Origin of the sequence: Saccharothrix espanaensis DSM 44229, assembly GCF_000328705.1 — a bacterium.
GTDB classification, from domain to species: Bacteria; Actinomycetota; Actinomycetes; order Mycobacteriales; family Pseudonocardiaceae; genus Actinosynnema; species Actinosynnema espanaense.
Window position 1 is genome coordinate 6,456,311 of the sequence record NC_019673.1, and the last position, 19,415, is coordinate 6,475,725.

Annotated in this window: 19 protein-coding genes and 1 pseudogene; 13 read left to right on the plus strand and 7 right to left on the minus strand. The window is 70.9% G+C overall.

The annotated features are described in order from the left end of the window. Nucleotide 1: 1 nt before the first annotated feature. Nucleotides 2-247, minus strand: coding sequence for a DUF2630 family protein (locus BN6_RS27790; protein WP_041318373.1), 246 nt, complete (start codon nt 245-247; stop codon nt 2-4). Nucleotides 248-327: 80 nt separating this feature from the next. Beyond that, complete coding sequence (locus BN6_RS27795; RefSeq protein WP_148303050.1) at nt 328-1,059, minus strand: hypothetical protein; 732 nt, start codon at nt 1,057-1,059, stop codon at nt 328-330. An 87-nt stretch (nt 1,060-1,146) separates the two neighbouring features. Between BN6_RS27795 and BN6_RS27800 the strand changes: the two genes are divergently transcribed. The 5 genes from BN6_RS27800 to BN6_RS49780 all read left to right on the plus strand — a co-directional run bounded on the left by BN6_RS27800 (nt 1,147) and on the right by BN6_RS49780 (nt 6,315). Beyond that, entirely contained in the window at nt 1,147-1,611 is a 465-nt protein-coding gene (locus BN6_RS27800) for a YbaB/EbfC family nucleoid-associated protein (RefSeq protein WP_148303051.1), read from the plus strand. Continuing rightward, the gene (locus BN6_RS42525) at nt 1,608-1,961 is read left to right on the plus strand and encodes a type VII secretion target (RefSeq protein WP_015103146.1); all 354 of its coding nucleotides are present in this window, start codon (nt 1,608-1,610) and stop codon (nt 1,959-1,961) included. The genes BN6_RS27800 and BN6_RS42525 overlap by 4 nt, the downstream gene beginning before the upstream one ends. Then, nucleotides 1,962-2,837 (plus strand): WXG100 family type VII secretion target, encoded by an 876-nt coding sequence (locus tag BN6_RS27810; protein ID WP_015103147.1) that lies wholly within the window; start codon nt 1,962-1,964, stop codon nt 2,835-2,837. It begins immediately after the preceding gene. 191 nt (nt 2,838-3,028) lie between these two features. Beyond that, entirely contained in the window at nt 3,029-5,047 is a 2,019-nt protein-coding gene (locus BN6_RS27815) for a hypothetical protein (protein ID WP_041314300.1), read from the plus strand. Between the two features lie 824 nt (nt 5,048-5,871). Continuing rightward, complete coding sequence (locus BN6_RS49780; protein WP_015103151.1) at nt 5,872-6,315, plus strand: calcium-binding protein; 444 nt, start codon at nt 5,872-5,874, stop codon at nt 6,313-6,315. Here the strand turns inward: BN6_RS49780 and BN6_RS27825 are convergent. Continuing rightward, nucleotides 6,305-9,310: a BTAD domain-containing putative transcriptional regulator gene (locus BN6_RS27825; protein WP_015103152.1), complete on the minus strand. Its 3,006-nt coding sequence runs from the start codon at nt 9,308-9,310 to the stop codon at nt 6,305-6,307. The genes BN6_RS49780 and BN6_RS27825 overlap by 11 nt on opposite strands. A gap of 575 nt (nt 9,311-9,885) precedes the next feature. On the opposite strand from BN6_RS27825, the gene BN6_RS27830 reads away from it, so the two are divergent. The 3 genes from BN6_RS27830 (at nt 9,886) to BN6_RS49785 (ending at nt 12,210) form a co-directional block, all read left to right on the plus strand. After that, entirely contained in the window at nt 9,886-10,680 is a 795-nt protein-coding gene (locus BN6_RS27830) for a YqeB family protein (RefSeq protein ID WP_015103153.1), read from the plus strand. A gap of 221 nt (nt 10,681-10,901) precedes the next feature. Continuing rightward, nucleotides 10,902-11,909 (plus strand): dTDP-glucose 4,6-dehydratase, encoded by a 1,008-nt coding sequence (gene rfbB, locus BN6_RS27835; protein ID WP_015103154.1) that lies wholly within the window; start codon nt 10,902-10,904, stop codon nt 11,907-11,909. A gap of 169 nt (nt 11,910-12,078) precedes the next feature. Next, nucleotides 12,079-12,210 (plus strand): hypothetical protein, encoded by a 132-nt coding sequence (locus BN6_RS49785; RefSeq protein ID WP_269454287.1) that lies wholly within the window; start codon nt 12,079-12,081, stop codon nt 12,208-12,210. Between the two features lie 47 nt (nt 12,211-12,257). On the opposite strand, the gene BN6_RS27840 is transcribed toward BN6_RS49785, so the two are convergent. Then, the gene (locus BN6_RS27840) at nt 12,258-12,626 is read right to left on the minus strand and encodes an SPW repeat domain-containing protein (protein WP_015103155.1); all 369 of its coding nucleotides are present in this window, start codon (nt 12,624-12,626) and stop codon (nt 12,258-12,260) included. Between the two features lie 339 nt (nt 12,627-12,965). On the opposite strand from BN6_RS27840, the gene BN6_RS27845 reads away from it, so the two are divergent. The 3 genes from BN6_RS27845 to BN6_RS27850 all read left to right on the plus strand — a co-directional run bounded on the left by BN6_RS27845 (nt 12,966) and on the right by BN6_RS27850 (nt 15,933). Beyond that, a complete protein-coding gene (locus BN6_RS27845; protein WP_015103156.1) occupies nt 12,966-14,282 on the plus strand; it encodes a M20/M25/M40 family metallo-hydrolase in 1,317 nt (438 codons plus the stop codon). A gap of 242 nt (nt 14,283-14,524) precedes the next feature. Next, nucleotides 14,525-14,695, plus strand: a complete 171-nt coding sequence (locus BN6_RS47010) for a hypothetical protein (protein WP_158509450.1) — start codon at nt 14,525-14,527, stop codon at nt 14,693-14,695. A 356-nt stretch (nt 14,696-15,051) separates the two neighbouring features. Next, on the plus strand, nt 15,052-15,933 hold the full coding sequence (locus tag BN6_RS27850) for an alpha/beta fold hydrolase (RefSeq protein WP_231904766.1): 882 nt from the start codon (nt 15,052-15,054) through the stop codon (nt 15,931-15,933). A gap of 44 nt (nt 15,934-15,977) precedes the next feature. Here the strand turns inward: BN6_RS27850 and BN6_RS27855 are convergent. Further along, nucleotides 15,978-16,769 (minus strand): annotated as a pseudogene (locus BN6_RS27855) (aminoglycoside phosphotransferase family protein); the annotation flags it as partial. 193 nt (nt 16,770-16,962) lie between these two features. On the opposite strand from BN6_RS27855, the gene BN6_RS27860 reads away from it, so the two are divergent. Continuing rightward, the gene (locus BN6_RS27860; RefSeq protein WP_015103161.1) at nt 16,963-17,478 is read left to right on the plus strand and encodes an OsmC family protein; all 516 of its coding nucleotides are present in this window, start codon (nt 16,963-16,965) and stop codon (nt 17,476-17,478) included. On the opposite strand, the gene BN6_RS27865 is transcribed toward BN6_RS27860, so the two are convergent. Next, nucleotides 17,433-17,864: a DUF4267 domain-containing protein gene (locus BN6_RS27865; protein WP_015103162.1), complete on the minus strand. Its 432-nt coding sequence runs from the start codon at nt 17,862-17,864 to the stop codon at nt 17,433-17,435. The two genes, BN6_RS27860 and BN6_RS27865, sit on opposite strands and share 46 nt — an antisense overlap. A gap of 85 nt (nt 17,865-17,949) precedes the next feature. Here BN6_RS27865 and BN6_RS27870 point away from each other — a divergent pair, with 85 nt between their 5' ends. Further along, the gene (locus BN6_RS27870; RefSeq protein ID WP_015103163.1) at nt 17,950-18,534 is read left to right on the plus strand and encodes a TetR/AcrR family transcriptional regulator; all 585 of its coding nucleotides are present in this window, start codon (nt 17,950-17,952) and stop codon (nt 18,532-18,534) included. Between the two features lie 113 nt (nt 18,535-18,647). On the opposite strand, the gene BN6_RS27875 is transcribed toward BN6_RS27870, so the two are convergent. Then, a complete protein-coding gene (locus BN6_RS27875) occupies nt 18,648-19,247 on the minus strand; it encodes a hypothetical protein (RefSeq protein ID WP_231904767.1) in 600 nt (199 codons plus the stop codon). Nucleotides 19,248-19,415: the final 168 nt, after the last annotated feature.

Here is a 19,415-nt window from a genome sequence, read left to right on the forward strand (position 1 = left end):
TTTACTGGCGGTAGCCCTCGACCTCGACGGGCGGTCGGGCCTGCGCGTCGTCGGGGTCCTGGCCGGCGGTCCGGCGGGCGCGGCGCTGCCGCAGCAGGTCCCAGCACTGGTCCAGGGTGACCTCGAGCTGGCTCAGCCGGGCCTGCTCCTCCTCCGGGGCGAGTTCGCCCGACTCCACCCGCCGGCGCAGCTCGTGCTCCTCGTCCACCAGGCCGCTGATCCGGTCGTGGATCTCCGAGTCCGTCATGCGGCCAGCGTAGGGCGGGGCCGGCGGACCTGCCATCCCGGCGAACCCGTCGCTCCGGGCCGCTGCCCGGTCGTGCCTGGTCAGGGGCGCGGCCACGCGCGGTCGGCCAGCGCGCGCAGGCGGCGGTCGAGCTGCCACGCGAAGCTCTCCGGATCACCCACCACCAGCTCCACCACGCCGGAGTTCGTCCGCACGACCACCACGGGTCCGCCGGGCGAGCCGCCCGCCTCGGCCACCCACACCCGGGCGATCTCGCGCAGCGCGACCTTCTTGTCCAGGACGTCCGGGGCGGTGGGCCCGGTGCCGATCCGCCAGCGCAGCCACCGGTCGTCGGCGCTCGCGTAGCCCAGCAGCAGCCGGCCCGCGGCGCTGCGCACCGACCGTGACCCGCTGCGCAGGCCCAAGGACGTGCCGGCCAGGGTGCCGTCCGCCGGGTCGAGCAGGATCCGCCGGCCGTGAAGGACGAGCAGGACCCCGGCCACCATCGCGACCGCCGTCGGTGCCATCAGCACAGGCCGGAGGGTCAGGAACCCGATGCCCAACGCCTGGAAGGCACCGGACAGCCCGACCAGCCACCCCCACCAGCCAGTGCGCCGGAGGTGGGTCCGGGCCGCGAAGAACCCGACCGGGACCGCGCAGCCGACCGCGAGCAACACCCACGCGAAGACCCCCGACGGCTCGCCGACCGCCACGGCGACCACGCTGACCAGCGGCGGCCCCAAGAATCCCGCCGACAGCAGCGGGACCACCCGTGCCCAGCGGCGCTCGAACTCGGCACGCACCGCGGGGTGCGCAGCGAACGGCAAACGCACCAACCCCACCTCCGGCCGTGAGCGTATCGTCACCAGAACCGCTCCCCGTGAGCACACACCGTGACAACCGCTGCTAATCTCGGCCCGGTGACCGATCCGCAGCGGCCCGTTCTGCCCAGCAACCTGCGCCGAATGGCCGAGGACCTGCGACGCAGGGCCGACCGGTTCGGTGAGCTCCAAACGCGGCTGGACCGCACGGCCGCCACGGCGTCCTCCCCCGACGACGCGGTGCATGTGACGGTCGACGCGAACGGCGTGCCCACGGCGTTCCGGTTCGCCGAGCGGTTCCGAGAGCTGGACGTGCGCGCGATGGCCGACCAGGTGCAGGCCACCCTGCGCCGGGCCCAGGCGCGGCTGCGCGACCAGGTGACCGAGCTGGCCGCCGAGACCGTGGGCGAGGACGTTGCCGCCGAGCAGTTCCTGGCCTCCTACCGGTCGCGCTTCCCCGACCCGCCCGCCGCCGAGACCTCGACCGTGCAGGTCCTGCGCTTCGACCCCGAGGACGACGACCCACCGCGCGGTGGGTCCGACGGCCCCCGAGGGATGTCATGACCGACTTCACCGTCGTTCCCGAGCAGGTCCGCGAGCAGGCCCAGGCCGTGCGCGGCATCGCCACCGGCACCGCCGTGGCCGCCGATGCGGCCTGCCACGTCACGTCACTGGACGACGCGTACGGCTGGATCTGCCAGGCGATGGGCCTGCCGGAGCTGCTTCGAGGGCCCCAGGAGCACGGCGCTCGACGTGCCGTCGAGGTGACAGCGGAACTCGTGGAGCAGGCGGAGGGCCTGGCCGACACCGCCGAGACCTACCAACGTGCCGAGGACGCGGTCTCCGAGACGTTGCGCAAGCTGCTGGACATGCTCGACCGCGCCGCCCGCGCACCGAAGGTCGGAGGCCGCTAGATGGTGTTGATCGGCGACGACGCGAAGAGCGACAACGAACTGGTCGACCGCGGCACCGACCTGGATTCCCAGTACAGCAAGGAGAAGATGGTCTCCAGCTCGCTGGCGGCCCTGGCCACCACCCTCAACCCGGTGCTGCTGCCGGTCGGCGTGGCCACCCGTCAGTTCGCCAACACCGGGGACTTCGACGGTCTCGACGACGGCACCGTCATCGACTCGATCCAGCAGGTGTGCGAGCAGATCGACGCCGGCGACTGGGCGTCCGCGGTGGTCGGCGGCGCGGGCCTGGCGATCGACGCGATCGGCGCCGTCCTCGACCCGATCGGATTCGTCGCGGGCCAGCTCACCGGCTGGATGCTCGAACACGTGGAACCGCTGCGCCTGGCGCTGCACCAGCTGACCGGCAACCCGGACATGGTGGAGAGCTACGCGACGACGTGGCGCTCCATCGCCAACCGCCTGGCCGAGAAGGCCGGCGAGCAGACCACCACGATCACCCAGGGCGCCCCGGACTGGACCGGCCGAGCCGCCACCGCCTACCGGATGAACGCCGCGCACACGGCGTTGCGGACGATCGGCGCGTCCCTCAACGCCCGAGCCCTGGCGTCCGCGACGGACAAGATGAAAGACGTGGTCGACACCGTGCGCGGCGGCGTCCGTGACATCCTCGCCGACCTGGTCGGCACGCTGCTGTCGTGCGCAGCCGAAGCCCTGACCGGCGTCGGAGCCCCGGACAGCGTGCGCCGCGCCCTCCAGGCCATCGCGAAGGCCATGTTCAAGGCCGAAGACCTGCTGCTGAAACTGGAGGTGGTGATCGCCAAACTCGGCGCGGTCCTCGTGGACCTCCTCCAACTCCAACAAGAACTGGACCGCTGACCAGGTCCGTTGCGGGCCGCGCTACGATTGCCTCGGCGGGCGCGGTCCGCCGATTGGGTCGTCGCCCCCCGGCATCGGGCGACAAGGGCCCCACAGGGTTGATCCCACCGCGCGACTGCTCCGCGTACCACCCTCTTCGCTGTGCGCTTCGTCCTTGTCAGCCGTGCCGGGCGGCGGAAACGGGGAACGTCGTGAGCACTGGCACTCTTCTGGCCAGACTGGTCGAGCTACGCGCGTCGCTCACCAACGAGTCCGGTCGGGTCCTCCGTCGCTGGGCGGATGATCTCGAACCCACCTTGTCCTTCGCTGAGCGGTCGGCCCTTGATGAGGTCTTCCGAGCCCCGGCGCCGATGTTCGACGGGACCCGGTCGACGTCTCCGCTGCCCTGTGCCCTGCGGCGGCGGGTCCTGCCGGTCGCGATGGAACAGGCGCAGTGCGAACTGGAAACAGGCGTCCTCGGCGCGTTGGTGAGCGGCTTCGACCGCCTCGCCCACCACCCCAGCGCGTGGAGACTCCGTCTCGGTGAGGCGATCAAGCGCGTCGCGCCCGCATCCGACTCGATCCGCCTCGAACTCGATCCACTCCTGCTCGGCCCGATGTTGGCCGAACTGCTTCCGATGGAGGACGAGCAGTCCGACGACGAACTCGGCGGCGTCGCGGGCGCACGAGTGCGTTGGAAAGACGACCACTTGGAACTTTTCCTCGTCGACAAGATGTCCAGTACCAGGGTGATCGTGACCGGTGTCAGGTCACGGGAGTGGCGAGCGACCACGGGTTACCTACGGGACGAACGGCCGGCCGTTCTCCTGCTCGGCGAGAGGTATCCGAACGTGTTGGCGCCACGCGAGGCCAAAAGGCTTCGCACAGGTCCCCGCCTCCATCTGCCGGTGCGCTTGGCCAGCGGGCTGCTGCGCCGAATCAGGATCTTCCGCGACGTCTGGTCGATCAAAGTCGTCGGCAAGGGCGTCCACACGCTTCAACTGGAGTGGCGCGGTGGACCACCAGTGGAAAGCCTGCTCACCGCCCTGTGCCACCCGGTCACGCAGATCGCGGCCGGCGGGTTCACCGCACGGAAGTCACCCGACGGCCGGCAAGCCGAGATCAACGACCTGGGCGCACCGGAACGGCCGGTGGACTCCCCCACCGCGATGACGGGACGGTTGGTGGTGAAGCGGTTCGAGGACATCGAGCCCCACCCCATCAGGTCGAAGGCCGGCGCCATGGCGAACATCTGGCGCGCGTGGGAAGCCAGGTCCGCACCGTCGCGGCGACGGCGAACCGCCGGAGACCTTGACGGCCTGGTCGCACTGCGGTGCAGGTACACGAGCGAGGATCCTCCGGTGGCGGAAAGGTGCATCGCCCCTCAGGCGGAAGCGACCGGTCCGAGCGCGCCGGCCGCGAGGTTGATCGCGGAGGCCCATTCCGTTCACCAACGGATCCTGGAGACCAGTCTGCTGCTGGCCATCCACGAGGCCGACGTGCCCATCCCGGCCGACCCGTTCCGGTTCCACCAGGTGTTTCGCCTGGTGAGTCCGCGCAGGCAGCGGCTCGTGGTCGAACTCGCCGAGGCTGTCGTGCTCCCGTTCCTCCGCGCCCTTCTGGCTCCGGTCCACCCGAACCCCACCGGCGACGGCGTGCCGGGTCTGCGCCTGACACCCGGCCAGAACGGCATCACCCTGAGGCTTCTCGACGCGAGCGGCGACCTGACCGATGCCGAGGTCGAGATCAAGAACGTCCCCGTCCCCCGCTGGAACGACCTCTGGACCGAGATCCGACGTTCCGCGCCGCAACGGCCCGTCGATCCCTTCCTCGACCGCACGCCCCAGTTGAGCCGGGGAGAGCGCGCCGGCCTGGCCCACCACCGTCGAGTGTGTGGTCCGGTAGGTCTTGGCAGCGCGATGTTGCGCAGGATCGGGCTGCTCTCCGGGGCAGACGGGGTCGACGTGTGGGCCGGACTCGGCAAGACCCAGATCCACGTGGAGATCCACAACGGACCATCGGTCAGCTCGGTGGTCGAAGCACTCCGTGATCCGATAGCGGGGGTCTGCGGGGAATCGACCGTCTTCGACGAGCGCGACGGCAAGTACGCCCACGTGCAGGACATCCGGGTGACCCCCGATCGGTTCACCGGAGATCCGCAGAGCATGTTCTCCCTACCGGAAATAGTGTTGAGGCCGCTCAGCCTTGCCACCGGGGCGGGTGACTCGTGACCGGGCGACGCACGCCCGAGGCAGGTCTCTGGCGGCTGCTGGACAAGGTTGTGGATTGCGACGAGCGCACTCGCCGCGTGACAAGGCTGATGATCGCCGCCGCCGTGTGCCTTGTGCTTACAACGGGCTCTGCTGCTCTGCTTCTCGGCACCATGAACGTGCTGGGTGCGGGAGTGTTGAGCAGTGCCGCGCTCGGTGTCGCGGCGCTGCGGCGAAAGTTGGTTCCGCGTCGACGGAGGCCACCGGCCTGACGGTCAACACCGGTGGGGTGTGGGGGGCGGTGAGGGTAGGGCCTGCCTCACCTCGGTTCGGTTGTGGGCGGGATCGTTTGAGGCGGTGGGGGTTCGTAGGTTTGGGGGCATGAGCTGCCGGGTGGGTGGGGAACGGGGTCTTCGCGCTTTGGTTCCTCTGTTGTTGTGGGGTGTGTTGGGGGTCAGTGGCGGGGTCAACGCGCTTGCTCCGTTGGTCGGTGTCGGGTATTCCGCGCGGATCGTGGCGGGGGTGGTGAGTGGGTTGTGCGTTCTGCTGCTGGTTGTCCATGCGCGCATCACGGCTCCCGGTGGAGTGGAGAAGGACCGATCAGTGGAGGTTTGTGCAGATGCGGCTTCGGATTCTGGGCGGGTGCGTCGCGGCGGTCGTCGGGACGTTGTTGGTCAAGTTCACGCGGCGCGGATTGCGTAGGCGGGACGCTCGGCGCGAAGGTGGGACGGTGACGCTTCGCAGCGTCGCGTGACGTTCGTGGGTTAGCGTTTCGCTAGCGGGCTGTGTGGAGGCTGGTGCGGTGGTCGCCGATCGGTGCCACTGGACTCGTTGGAGGCTTCGACATGGCTGTGCGGGCTCGATTTGTCGCCCTGGTGGGCGCGTTGGTGTTGGGCAGTGGGCTGGTGGGGATGAACGGGGTCGCGGTGGCGGCTGACGACCCGCCGCCGTGGGCGCAGTTGTGCGCCGGGCTGGTACCGACCATCTTCGCGGTGCCGGGGGTGGTCACGGTCGGGACGAACGGGCCGGATGTCATCCTCGGGACGCCGTTCGCGGACGAGATCCACGCCCGGCAGGGGAACGACGTCGTGTGCGGGCTCCCGGGCAACGACGTGATCTACGGTGGCGCGGGTGACGACCGCGTGTTCGGGCAACTCGGTGACGACCACCTGTTCGGCGGTGACGGGGTGGACCTGCTCGACGGCGGGCCGCACAACGTCGGCGACTGGGCGGACGGTGGGCCGCTCAACGACTTCTGCCCCAACGACGAGACGATCGTCAACTGCTGACGGCACTCCCACGCTGCTCCCGACCCACGGTCGGGGGCAGCGTTCTCCGTAGCAGGAGTTCCGTCGCCGGGTCCGGTGGTGCGCCCAATCGCGCCAGGATGGCCAGGACTTGCTCGCGGGTGGCGCAAATCCGGATGGGGTCACGGGTTCTGATCGCGGCGGCGAGGGTCAGGCGGTGGGCGCGCGGCGTGTACGGGTCGAGGGACAAGGCGCGGTCGGCCAGGTGGGCGGGGCGGGTCGTCTCGCCGGAGACCAGGGCCAGTTCGCCCAGCGTGAGCAGGTGCCCGACGTGGTGCGCGCGCAGGCGATCGGTGTCGACGTGCAGGTCCGGGTCGGCGAGGCCGGCCAGGTCCGGGAGGGGATTTCCGCGCCACAGGGCGATTGTGGCGGTCAGGAGGTCTTTGGCTTGGTCGAGGTCGCCGGAGGTCCTGGCGGCGGGTACTCGGGTGTCGAGGAGGTCCGCGGCCCACAGGTCTACGTCGAGCCACGTCGAGCGGACCAGCCGGATCGTGTCGCGCTCGGTGCGCAGGTGATAGCTGGCGTCACCCCTGGCGCGGTCGGGTTCCAGCAGGCGGCGCAGGTGGGTCAGTGTGACGCGCAGGTTCCGCGCCGCGTCCGCCGGGGCCAAGTCCGGCCACAAGATGTTGACCGCCTGTTCCCGGGTGAGCAGCGGGCGCAGCACCAGCAGGCCCAGGAGCTGTCGGACGCGGACGCGGCGCAGTTCTGGGACGTCGACGGCGACTCCGTCCCGGGTCACCTTCATCGGGCCCAGTACGGCGATTCCGGTGCGCGTGATCGGTGGGGACGGCAGAGCGGTCAGCAGGGTGGCCGCTCCGGTGCCGCCGGTTCGGCGGAAGTGTTGGTGGACAACGGGACCCAGGGTGTCAGCCAGCCAACGACCCAGTGCGAGGTCGCCGGTCCCCGCGAGGCGTGCCGCCAACTCCACCGACCAGGACAGGGGCAGGAAACACAGGGCGTGCTCGAACGGCAGGCGGGAACCTGGTATCAGGTCGCCTTTTCTCGCTTGGACGAGGGCGCGTGCCGCCGTTCTGGCCTTGTCGTGCGACGGGCCGAGTTCCGCCCGGTCCCACGCCGCCCGCAGGTCGGCGTTCAGGACGTAGCCGACGGCCAGGAACCGCCGCAGATGGCGTTCGTGGAACCGGTCGGTCACCGGCCATCGGGTCAGGTGGTCGGAGAACGTCTGGCAGGCAATGGTTTCCTCTCCCGCGCACACCGCCATCACGGCTGTCGCGACGCACGCGAGCACGGCGTCGCGCGGATTGTCGTGGTCGGCTGGATCGCCGCACGGGAGCCCAGACGAAGGCGCGATGTCGCCGCAGCACGACGCGATCACCGTCAGGAATGCCGTGGCCACGAAGGAATCCCGTGCGGTGCCGCCGGGTGGCACGCCGCGCAGTCGGCACAGGTCGGACGGGTCGCCGTCAAACCAGCGGGCTATCGGACCGTTGAGGCGCAGGTGGTGTTCGTCGGCGTCGCCCAACGCCCGGTCCGCCAGGTCGGCGGCCTCGCCGGCCCGGCCGCACATGTTGAGGCAGTGGTAGTGGAAACGCACCGTCGCCAAGGCGATCTGGGCCGGCACGTCGACGGTCGGGGCGCGCACGATCTCGGCCAGCGCGGACTCCGGGTCACCCCGGACCTCGGCGACGGTCGCGGCCACGCTGTGCCGCAGCACCAACGCTATCGGGGTCGGTGCGCCGTTCGGTTCGTCGGCTCGGGACGCCAACTCCACCAGGCGAGGCAGATCCGCCCGCGAGTGGGCGGTGATGACGGCCTGGCCGAGCACGGCGGTGTGCTTCAGGTCGGCCCACGCCCGGTCCAGCAGCGGGTCGATCCGCGGGTCGGTGAAGTCAGTGGCGTGCAGGACGGCGGCATGCAGGAGGAGGAAGGCGGGCTGGTCACGGATCGCGGGCGGGACGTGGGCCAGCCAGCGTTCGGCTATTCCCTGGGGCAGCGCGGACATCGTGGTGTTCACCAGGTCGACCGACAGCGTGGCGAGCAGCGGCCAGTCCTGGTCTCGGCAGGCGAGGGCGCCCGCGCGGGGCAGGTCGCCGCGCGAGGCCAGCAGCCCGGCCGCGCGCCGGTGCAGGTGGCGCAGTTCGCCGGGCGGCGTGGTCCGGCACAGGGCCTCGGTCCACAGGTCGTGCGCGCGGTAGCGGCCGTCGTCCAGGCGGCCCACCAACGGGATTCGTCGGGCCAGGTCGTCCAGCGCGACCGGGGTGCCGGTGACGGCGGCGACTTCGGCGTCGGTCGCGGTGTCCAGCGCGGCGAGGGCGGCGAGCGCGTGGCGTTGCGGTTCGGGCAGCCGGTTCAGGATCTCCTCGCGAGCGTAGCGCCACGGGGCCGCCGGGCCGGCCGCGAACGCCAGCCGGACGAGGGCCGGCCAGCCGCGCAGGGCGCCCGCCGGTGCCGGGTCGCGGTCGAGCCGACGGCCCAGCGCGCGCACCTCGACGTCGGTGAAGGACAGCTCGTCGGGGCCGATCGTGATCACCTCTCCCGCCGCTTCCCGCCGTGCCAGCGGGAGGTCGGGCAGTTCCCGCCCGCACAGCACCAGGTGCGCCGTCGCCGGGAGGTCGCGCACGAGTCCGGCGAGCAGGTCCGCGCCGGGTGATCCGGTGGGGATCTCGTGCACGTCGTCGAGCAGCAGGCACGTCTCCAGCGGTGCCGCGCAGATCAGCGTGTCGAGCACCGCTCGCAACGTCCGCTTTGAGTCCTTAATGGACAGCGCGTCGAGGAGGGCTCCGGCCAGGTGCTCGGCGCTCTCGTGGACGGGCGCGCAGGACACCCAGGCGTCGACGCCGCGTGGTTCGAGCAGGTGGGCGCGCACCGCCTGGACGAGCGCGGTCGTCTTGCCGAACCCCGCACCGGCCACGACCAGCGTCACCGGGTGCTCCCAGCGCCGGGCGAGCCGGCGGACCAAGCGCAGGCGGGTCACCTCGACGTCGAGGGGGCGCGGCAGCGCCGTCGGACTCGTCACTTAAGGGCGGATCTGCCGGACCCGCCGGAAATACACAGGCCGGCGGGCACGGTGGGCGCACGCCGCCCCTGCCGGCAGCGCGCGCCCGCCGAACGCACTGGCTCGGCACGTTGGCACCGACGCGCTCGTAGAGGTAGCCGTAGTTGGTGATGGACGAGAGCACCTCACCCCAGTTTGTGGTGTGGAAGTGGTCGCCGTTCGAGTTGTTCATCACCCGGTGGAACAGCGTGACCGCCAATGTGACCACCGTGCCGGCCTGCGTGGTGTGACCGTTCGCCGCACGACCTCCCGCCGACCGGAGGCGGTCCCGGCCCGGTGGCCGCCGATGAGCGGAGACCGGACCGCACGAAAGTAGATCCTCTACTGTGGACAGTTGGCTACGTTGCGCGGGTTCAGGGTCCGGAGGGTGGACCGATTGCCACGGCGGGTACGTGCGCGCGACGCAACGGTACTGGGCGACAGCGGGGGGAGGCGCCGACCCAGGAGGAACGTGTTGTCACGCAACGCGATACCGGCATCACCCTGGCGGTGGTAGCGGTGGCACGCCCGGACGCGGCAGCGGGTATCACGCTGTCGTGCGGCACAACGGGGCCCGGCACCCGCGAGAACCCCGCCGGAAGCGATCTCGATACACTCGGCACGGGACTTGTGGAATCGGCCGTTCGAGGGGTATTGAGCACGTGAACCGACCCAATGGCGTCACCGTCGTCGATCCTCCGTGGTTGAGCGCCTTCATCTGGTTCGGCTTCCCGGTGATCGGCGCGGCCGCCGTGTACCTGGTGAAGGTGCTGGCCGGCTGGCTGTTGACGCTGCCCTGGGTGCCGTTCGAGGGCCCGCTGCGCCTGGTCGACTCCATTCCCGAGCCGTGGTCGACGACCGGCGCGATCGTGCTCGGGCTGGTCGGCGGGCTCGTGCTCACGGTGCTGGCCAAGCACGACAGCCTGGCTCTGGCGGTGGACCCGCAGGAGATCGTGTTCACCCGCGGCGACGAGTCCACCACGATTCCCGCCGACCAGGTCGCTTCCGCGTTCCTGGACGGCAAGCAGATCGTCGTGCTGGGACGTCGGCAGCAGGAGCTGGCGCGGGAGTCGTCGGACCTGCGGTCGGCCGAGGTCGCCGAGGCGTTCCGGGGGCAGGGCTACCGCTGGCTCGACGCGGACCCGCACCGCGAGTCCTTCCGGCGCTGGGTGCCGGAGACGCCGGGACTCCCGACCGGGGCCAACGCCCTGCTCAAGGCACGGGAACAAGCGTTGCGCGGCAAGGAGAAGTCGGCGGGGGACGCACGCGAGCTGCGTGACGAACTCGCGCGGGTGGGGGTCGTCGTCCGAGACCACAAGGACCGCCAGTACTGGCGCCTGTCCTTGGACTAGGTCATCGGACCAGGTCGTCGGACCAGGTCGTCGAGCCAGGTCGTCGCTTGTGTCGGCCGCGATGACGGTCTGTGCTGGGTGAACGTTGTTCCCGCGCCCGCCGGCGGGACATCGCGCGGGGCCGGGAACCCCGACCCCACCGCCAAGATCACCGGAGTGCCAGGGGATTCCGCAGTGGTCGACAGCCGCTCCGGCGGGGTCGAGCCGGCTAGGGTGGGGTCATGACTTCGTTGCTCGTCACCGGTGCCGCCGGGTTCATCGGCTCCCACTTCGTCCGCTACTGGGCCGACGCCCACCCCGACGACAACCTGGTGGCGTTGGACGCGCTGACGTACGCCGGGGTGACGGCCAACCTCGACGCCGTCCGCGACCGGATCACCTTCGTCCACGGCGACATCGGCGACACACCACTGGTCAGCGGGCTGCTCGAACAGCACCACGTCGACGTCGTCGTCAACTTTGCCGCCGAGTCGCACAACAGCCTCGCGGTGCTGGACCCGGGCCGGTTCTTCCGCACCAACGTGCTGGGCACCCAGGCGTTGCTGGAAGCGGCCCGGCAGGTCGGGATCGGCCGGTTCCACCACGTGTCGACGTGCGAGGTGTACGGCGACCTGGCGTTGGACGCGAAGGAGGCGTTCACCGAGAACAGCCCGTACCGGCCGCGCACGCCGTACAACGCGAGCAAGGCGGGTGCCGACCACGCGGTGCGCGCGTACCACGAGACGTTCGGCGTGCCGATCAGCATCACCAACTGCGCCAACAACTACGGCTCGCACCAGTTCCCGGAGAAGGTGCTGCCGCTGTTCGTGACCAGGGCGCTGGACGGGGCTCAACTGCCGGTCTACCAGTCGAAGGACAACCGCCGGGAGTGGGTGCACGCGGTGGACCACTGCCGTGCCATCGAGGCGGTGCTGGAGCGCGGGCGCGTGGGCGAGACCTACCACGTCGGCACCGGCGACGAGGCGAGCGTCGAGCAGCTGGCCGACCTGGTGCTGGACGAACTGGGCCGCGGCCAGGAGTTGAAGACGACCGTCGCCGACCGACCGGGGCACGACCGGCGCTACCTGCTGGACTCCTCCCGGATCCGGCAGGAGTTGGGCTGGGAGCCGACGATCCCGTTCGAGCAGGGCGTCCGCGACACGATCCGCTGGTACGCCGACAACCGCGCGTGGTGGGAGCCGCTGCGCGACCGCAGCCCCGTGACGGAGAACGACTGGTCCCGATCGTGATCCGCTTCTAGTTCGCCGGTGCGGGTGATGACGTCGGCGGTCGCACAGCGAATCCGTTTGGGCTCGTCGGGGGTCGGCGGCAGTACCTGGTGCCGGGGCGACCAGCCGTCCGCCGAGCCGACCCGTTCCTGCGCAGCTCGTCGCGCATGGTGCTGATGCCGTGCGCGCCATGTCGGCCGGCTTGGGCAGGATCGGCGCGGTCACGGCGCTGGTCAGCAGCGTGATCGTGACCCAGGGCGCGTTGTCGGCGGTGGTGTCGAGCAGGGTCGGCAGCAGCGGGACCACCAGCGTGGCGAAGTGAGGTGCCGGCGACGGTTCTCGTGGTCGGTTCAGGGCTTGTTGGTCGGCTCAGGCGACTCTCCTGGGCCGGGTCAGGCTGGACAGGGCGAGGCCGGCCAGGGCCGCCGCACCGCCCACCGCCAGGTCGTTGACCAGGGACAGCGGGTTCGGTCGGGAGGCCAGCCAGGGTCCGGCGACGATCCACCAGCCGGCGACGGTGAGTAACGGGGCCGTCCACCGCGCGTGTAACGGGGTCATCGCCGGTATCAGCGAGACGACGACCAGGACGGTGCCGCCGGTGAACGCCGCGGGCAGGGTGCGGACGCCGGTGAAGTCGTGGCCCAGCGCGATCGGGGTGGCGATCTCCCACAGACCGAGCGTCAGGGTGGCCGTGCCCAGCCACGAGATCAGGCGCGTGGGTGGGGTGGTCGGGTTCATGGGGTGGTCCAGGGGGTAGGGGGTGCCTTCCACGGGACTACGTACCGCGGCGGTCCGTGGTTCAGACCTGTTCGCCGGAACGGTGTCGCACGTTCACCGAGCGTCGCCGGCAAGGCCACCCGGCCGGGACCGCTTCGGACGGCGGTGTCGAGAGGTGGGAGGGGTGCGGGCGTTCCTCGGCGGCGTCGGACAGGAGGTCGCTCGACTTGGCGGGCACCGGCTGCGGCGAAGCAGCCGGTGCCCGCCCGGCCGTGCTCCAGCGCCGAGCACCGCTTCCCACCACGTGACCCGCGACAAGTCGTGAGCACGGCTAAGTGGTAGGAAGGCGGGGTGAGCAACGTGGAAGAGGGCCTGCGGGTGGCCCAGGACGAGGTCGTCGCCCTCGCCAGTGAGCTGATCAGGATCGACACGACCAACACCGGTGACCCCGAGACGCTGGTCGGGGAACGCGCGGCGGCCGAGTGGGTGGCCGAGAAGCTGTCCGAGGTCGGCTACGAGACGACCTACGTCGAGTCCGGCGCGAAGGGCCGCGGCAACGTCGTCGCGCGGCTGGCCGGGGCCGACCCGTCCCGGGGCGCGCTGCTGGTGCACGGGCACCTGGACGTGGTGCCCGCCGACGCGTCGGAGTGGTCGGTGCACCCCTTCTCCGGGGCCGTGCAGGACGGCTACGTGTGGGGGCGCGGGGCCGTCGACATGAAGGACATGGTCGCGATGACGCTCGCCGTCGCGCGGCACTTCAAGCGCAACGGCGTCGTGCCACCCCGTGACCTCGTGTTCGCGTTCCTCGCCGACGAGGAGGCCGGCGGCGTGTACGGGGCGAAGTGGCTCGTGGACAACCGGCCGGAGCTGTTCGAGGGCGTCACCGAGGCGATCAGCGAGGTCGGCGGGTTCTCGATCACGCTCAAGGACGACGTGCGCGCGTACCTGGTGGAGACCGCCGAGAAGGGCATCCGCTGGCTCAAGCTGCGGGTCCGCGGCACCGCCGGGCACGGGTCGATGATCCACCACGACAACGCCGTGGCGAAGCTCGCGGCGGCTGTGACCAAGCTCGGCCAGCACCGCTTCCCGGTGGTGCTGACGCCGTCCGTGCGCGAGTTCCTGGCCGGCGTCACCGAGATCACCGGCCTGGACTTCCCCGAGGACGACCTCGACGGCGCGATCGGCAAGCTCGGCGCGCTGTCCCGGATGATCGGCGCGACCATCCGCGACACGGCCAACCCGACCATGCTGTCGGCGGGCTACAAGGCCAACGTCATCCCGTCGACCGCCGAGGCCACTGTGGACTGCCGCATCCTGCCCGGCCGCGAAGAGGCGTTCGACCGCGAGCTGGCCGAACTGCTCGGCCCGGACGTGGAACGCGAGTGGCTCGGGCTGCCCCCGGTCGAGACCACGTTCGACGGCGCGCTGGTGGACGCGATGACGGCGTCGATCACCGCGGAGGACCCGGGGGCGAGGGTCCTGCCGTACATGCTGTCCGGCGGGACGGACGCGAAGTCGTTCCAACAACTGGGAATCCGCAACTTCGGCTTCGCCCCGCTCAAACTGCCCGCCGACCTGGACTTCTCCGGCCTGTTCCACGGCGTGAACGAACGCGTCCCGGTCGACGCCCTCCAGTTCGGCGTCCGAGTCCTGGACCGCTTCCTGCGCAACTCGTGACCCCGTGGGGCGTCTCCTTTCCGGGGACGCCCCACGGGGGTGTCTGAGACGCTCGGACCATGCTGCCACCATCGGGTGCGTCGGGAAGGCTCATCGGCGCCGCGGACGCGTTCGACGTACCCGTGTTCGTAAGGCACTCCTCTCCGCCCGATGTCGGCGGCCGTCCCAGGACGGCGAGGGTCCGTACGGCGTCCCGCCCGTGGCGGGCCGGCCCTTCGCTCCCCGCAGCGGGCGACTACCTGGTGACGACGACCTGGCGGGACGTGATCGACGCGGCGATCACCGTCGGGCGAGACGTCTATCCGTGGCTGTCCGAGGCCAAGAGTTCGAAGCTGCTGTGCGGGATGAGCCTTGCCGATCACCTCTTCGTGACCTCAACATCGAAGACCGACTGGTCTACTACGCCCTGCTAACGATGCCTGCAGGCTCGCGCCGGATTCTGCGGGTCGGCCCTGGGTGGTACGACGGACACCAGAAAAGCAGAGCCGGCGGTTTCTGGCGTTGGAGCGACGCAAACAGGACGTTGCGGCACGGGTGGCACGGTCGGGCTTCGAACGCGGTGAGGAGGCACCGTGGAAGCAGCTCGTCGGCGAAGACGTGCGCTTCTCCCCCCGGCCCTGGCGATGGGTTCCTGGAAGCGGCGACCGCCGACACCTACTTGGCCGTCGACAGGGGTTCCGTCGCTGCCGATGAGGTCCGTCGCGAGGGGTGAGCCCGCCGGTCGGGATTGCGGAACCGTGACGTCCGGTTCGTCCGGTCGTTGGATCGGGTGAGGTCCGACGACGGAAGGGGCATCGGCATGGTGGCGGAGCGGTTGCGGCTGGAGGACGGCACCGAGCTGAACCTGGAGCGCGGCGGGACGGCCGGTGGCGGGTTCACCGTGGTGCTCGCGCACGGGTACGCGTTGGACCACCGCAGTTGGCACCGGGTGGTGGCCGAGCTGCCGGAGTCCGTGCAGGTCATCAGCTACGACCACCGGGGGCACGGGCAGTCGGGGCCGGCCGACAAGGAGTCCGCGACGATCGAACGGCTGGGGGACGACCTCGGCGAGTTGATCGAGAAGCTGGTGCCGGAGGGCCGGGTGGTGATCGCCGGGCACTCGATGGGCGGGATGGCCGCGATGGCGATGGCGGAGCGGCGACCCCGGCTCTACCGGCAGCGGGTGGCGGGGGTGGTGTTCGTGTCCACGGCGGCCACCGGGCTCGCCGAGACGTCGCTGGCCTGGCCGAAGGCGCTGGGCAAGCTGGTCCGGGAGCTGGAACGGGCGTTCGGGCCGCTGGTGCGCACGATCCGGGAGAAGATCGAGCCGGCCAAGACCGCGGGCCTGCGGTGGTGGCTGTTCGGCGACCAGCCGCGGCCGGAGGACGTCGAGCTGACCGCCGACATGGTGTGGGCGCACTGGCCGGAAACCGTCGCCCTGTTCCGCCCGGCCGTCGACCGCTACGACCGGGAGGCCGCGCTCACCGTGGCGGGCGAACGGCCGGTGGTCGCGATCGTCGGTGACGAGGACCGGCTGTGCCCGGAGTCGAACGCGCGGGCACTGGCCGAGGCGGTCGGCGGCGAGGCCGTGGTGGTGGACGACGCCGGTCACATGCTGCCGCTGGAAAGCCCTGCTGCGGTGGCGGCGCAAATCGTGAAACTGTTCAACTGAGTGCGATAGCTAGTGATCCATAGTGGACAGTTTGGCGCCGGGGGTCAGCGGTAGTCGGTGAGGCCGTCGGCCAGCTCGGCGTCGTCGCCGTCCAGAGCCCCGGCCAGTGCCTGTTGCAGGGCGAACGTGCCCTGGTAGGCGGCGATCCGGTGGCCTACCGGTGGGTTTTCCAGGTCCGCCAGGATCCGGGCGAGCAGGGTGGGGCCGTAGCTCGCGCCGATCGCCGCCAGGTCCTCCGCCGGATCGCCGATCGACACCTCGTCCCAGTCCACGATCCCGGACAGCGTCGGGCCTTCCACCCACAGCACGTTCTCGCCGCCGAGGTCGCCGTGCACGAGGCCGGTCGCGACGTGGTCCAACGCCAGCACCGCGGTCAGCTCGCGAGAGGCCCGCTCCCGCCCGTCACCACTCATCAACGGGAACAGTTCGGCCCGGACGCCGTCCGCGAACTTGCTCCATCGCAACGGATCGGCGACCGGAACGACGTCCGGGAAGTCTACTTCGGACAGCGCGCGCAGCACCCGGGCGAACTCCCGCGCCACCACGTCGATCGCGACGTCGACGCCCGACTGGTCGAGGGGTTCGCCGGGCACCCGGGTCAGGACCAGGTGGTACTCGCCCAGCGGCGCGGGCCGGATCGCCGCCAACGGGCGCGGGATCGCCGTGCCCAGGTCGAGCGTGCCCAGCTGTTCCAGCAGGGCGGCCCGACCGGGCAGTTCGGCCGCGGCGGCGGCTGTCTTCGGGTAGCGCAGGACCCGGTCGGGGGTGATGACGACGTCGTGGAACTGACCGCTGTGCACGCTCACGTCACCGCATCCTTCCGTGTTGAGGGCTCGGAAGCCGGCGGATTGCGCCGTCCACGAAGTGACCCGATCACGTCCGGATCCTGGACAGCGCGGCTTATTCCCGCGATTTTCGCGCCGTCCCACCACGTGGCGGCCACTGTCGGCGACACCGGAGCCCACTCCACACTGCGGATCACGTCGAGCCGCCGCGGCGTGGCCGGCCGCACCCGACCGGAGGGATCCGATGACCGTCGAAACGCAGTTGAACCAGGTCGACATCCAAGCGGTCGGCGCGCTCGTCGCCGCCGTCCAGCAGGATGCCGTGAAGGCCCGCACGACGTGGGCCGCGCACGTGACGTGGCAGGGCGGTTTCCGCTCCGAGGCGAAGGTGCGCGGCTTCGAGCCGACGCCGTCGGACGAGCCGGCCGCGCTGGGCGGCGGGGACAGCGCGCCCAACCCGGTCGAGCAACTGCTCAGCGCGCTGGGCAACTGCCTGGCGGTCGGGTACGCGGCGAACGCCACGGTGGCCGGGATCGCCATCGACCGGCTCACCGTCGATATCAAGGGCGACGTCGACCTGCACGTGTTCCTCGGCCTGAAGGAGGGGCACGCGGGCTTCGACTCGATCGCGGTCAAGGTGCGGATCGAGTCGGAAGCGCCGCGCGCGGACCTGGAAGCGTTGCATGCCAAGGTGGTCGCGTCCTCCCCCGTCGGTCACACGCTGGGCAGCGCGGTGCCGGTGGCGGTCGAACTGACCTGAGTCCGGCGCTGCTCGACCAGCAGCAGCACGCCGATCAGCAGGACGAGAGCGGCGGCGGAACCGTGCACGGCGAGCGCGAAGCCGACGGTTCCGCCGTGGGTGGCGACGGCGATGCAGTCGCCGATGGGCATGATCGCGTCGGTCAGGGCGACCCAGCCCAGCGCGCGGCGGTGGCCGAGCAGCAGCAGGACCAGGGCGGTCAGGGCGTAGGCGATGTCCCGGACGCCCTTGACGATGTAGTAGCCGCTGCCCTCGTCCGTCGGCCACGGCGTGATGCCGAAGCCCGAGGCCGCGCCCTCGCCGTCGATCAGGAAGCTGAGACCGAAGTACAGGCCCGCCAGGACGAGGAGCAGGGCCAGGCCGGTGTTCACGCGCTTGAGGGTCATCGTCGCTCCGTTGCTAGCGCTGCTAGGTGTGAGAGCGACACTAGATCTAGCTACGCCCCTTTGTCTAGCGGTGCTAGTGTGAGGTGTGTCCATCCAGCAGCGCCGCGAGCGCGAACGAGCGGAACGCCACCGGCTGATCGTCGACGCGGCCCGCGACCTGGCTGAGTCCGAAGGCTGGGACGCGGTGACCACGCGTCGGCTCGCCGAGCGCGTGGAGTACAGCCAGCCCGTGCTGTACAGCCATTTCAAGGGCAAGGACGCGATCGTGCGCGCGGTCGCCGTGGACGGTTTCGCCGTCCTGGCGGGCCTGTTGCGCACCGCGCGCACCGGCAAGGAGGGGGCTGCCGCCCTGCGCGCGACGGCCGAGACGTACCTGGACTTCGCCGCCGAACGTCCGGCGCTCTACGACGCGATGTTCGTCCAACGCGTGGACATCCCGTTCGGGACGGCCGAGACCCCGGCGGAGCTCAGGGCGGCGTTCGAGGAGTTCGTCGCGACGGTGGCCCCCCTGGCGGGCCACCGGGACCCGGAAACCCTGATCGAGGTCTTCTGGAGCTCCCTGCACGGCCTGGCCACCCTGACCGCCGGCCGCCGCCTACGCCCCGACCACCACCGAGCCCGCCTGGACCTCCTGCTGACGAGCCTGCTGAACCACCCGGAACCCACCTGACCCCGCTCACCCGCTCGGGCGTCGACACCGGCCGGCTCTGTCCCCGGACCGACCTCTACGGCACCGCGACGGCCTGCCGGCGATCGCGGAACGACTGAGCAAGTCGTTCGGGGTCAACCGGTCGGCCGGTCCCCTTGTCCGCCCTCGGCCTCGGGCAGTTGCGGTTTGCCCGCCGGCGGCATGGGCTGGAGGGACTTCCACGTGAGTGCGGGCAACGGGCCGCTGGAGATACCGAGGTCCAGACGGGCACGGTCGTAGAACTCGTTGCGCAGGCGCATCGCCCGGCGGTAGGCGTCCAGGAACGAAGACGCCTCAGGGTGGCTGTCCCGCAGGATTTGCTCCAGCCCCCAGACCTGCTCGCTCCACGCCCGTGCTGCGGCGATCGTCGCTGGTTCGCCGAGGAGCAGGACCGTCTCCCACCGGGCCGCCCGCACGGTCTCCGCCTCCGCCAAGGCGTCCAGCGACGAGTCGAGGTCCACGTCCCGGCCCGTCGACAGCAACCCCTTGGTCTCCGCGATCCGCCGACACAGCCGGACCATCTGCTTGACCGCCTCCCCGTACTCCGAGTACGCGAGCAGCCGCTTGTCGTCCCACCGCGCCGCCTGCGCCCGCCGCCACCGGGTCCGCTCGGCGGCGGACGTGAAGACGAACGTGGCCACCGAACCGAGCAGGACCCCGACGATGGTCAACACCTGCGCGACAACCGGGTTCACCGCCCCAGCCTGCCACCCACCGCACCAATCCACCGACATGTCGACCGAACAGCCTTCGGGTCCAACGACATTGCCCCCGTGCGGCCCTCGGAACACGTCCGTCCGGACGACATGCCGGCATCCGGCGATGTCGCCATAGCGCGGTAGGCCAGGGTGCCCCGGCCTTGG

What these genes read in the sequence shown, in the direction of transcription:
- rfbB (WP_015103154.1), top strand. Translation starts at nt 10,902, where the DNA reads ATGACTTCGTTGCTCGTCACCGGTGCCGCCGGGTTCATCGGCTCCCAC.
- BN6_RS49780 (WP_015103151.1), top strand. Translation starts at nt 5,872, where the DNA reads ATGGCTGTGCGGGCTCGATTTGTCGCCCTGGTGGGCGCGTTGGTGTTG.
- BN6_RS27860 (WP_015103161.1), top strand. Translation starts at nt 16,963, where the DNA reads ATGACCGTCGAAACGCAGTTGAACCAGGTCGACATCCAAGCGGTCGGC.
- BN6_RS27840 (WP_015103155.1), bottom strand. Translation starts at nt 12,626, where the DNA reads ATGAACCCGACCACCCCACCCACGCGCCTGATCTCGTGGCTGGGCACG.
- BN6_RS27790 (WP_041318373.1), bottom strand. Translation starts at nt 247, where the DNA reads ATGACGGACTCGGAGATCCACGACCGGATCAGCGGCCTGGTGGACGAG.
- BN6_RS49785 (WP_269454287.1), top strand. Translation starts at nt 12,079, where the DNA reads ATGTCGGCCGGCTTGGGCAGGATCGGCGCGGTCACGGCGCTGGTCAGC.
- BN6_RS27810 (WP_015103147.1), top strand. Translation starts at nt 1,962, where the DNA reads ATGGTGTTGATCGGCGACGACGCGAAGAGCGACAACGAACTGGTCGAC.
- BN6_RS42525 (WP_015103146.1), top strand. Translation starts at nt 1,608, where the DNA reads ATGACCGACTTCACCGTCGTTCCCGAGCAGGTCCGCGAGCAGGCCCAG.
- BN6_RS27865 (WP_015103162.1), bottom strand. Translation starts at nt 17,864, where the DNA reads ATGACCCTCAAGCGCGTGAACACCGGCCTGGCCCTGCTCCTCGTCCTG.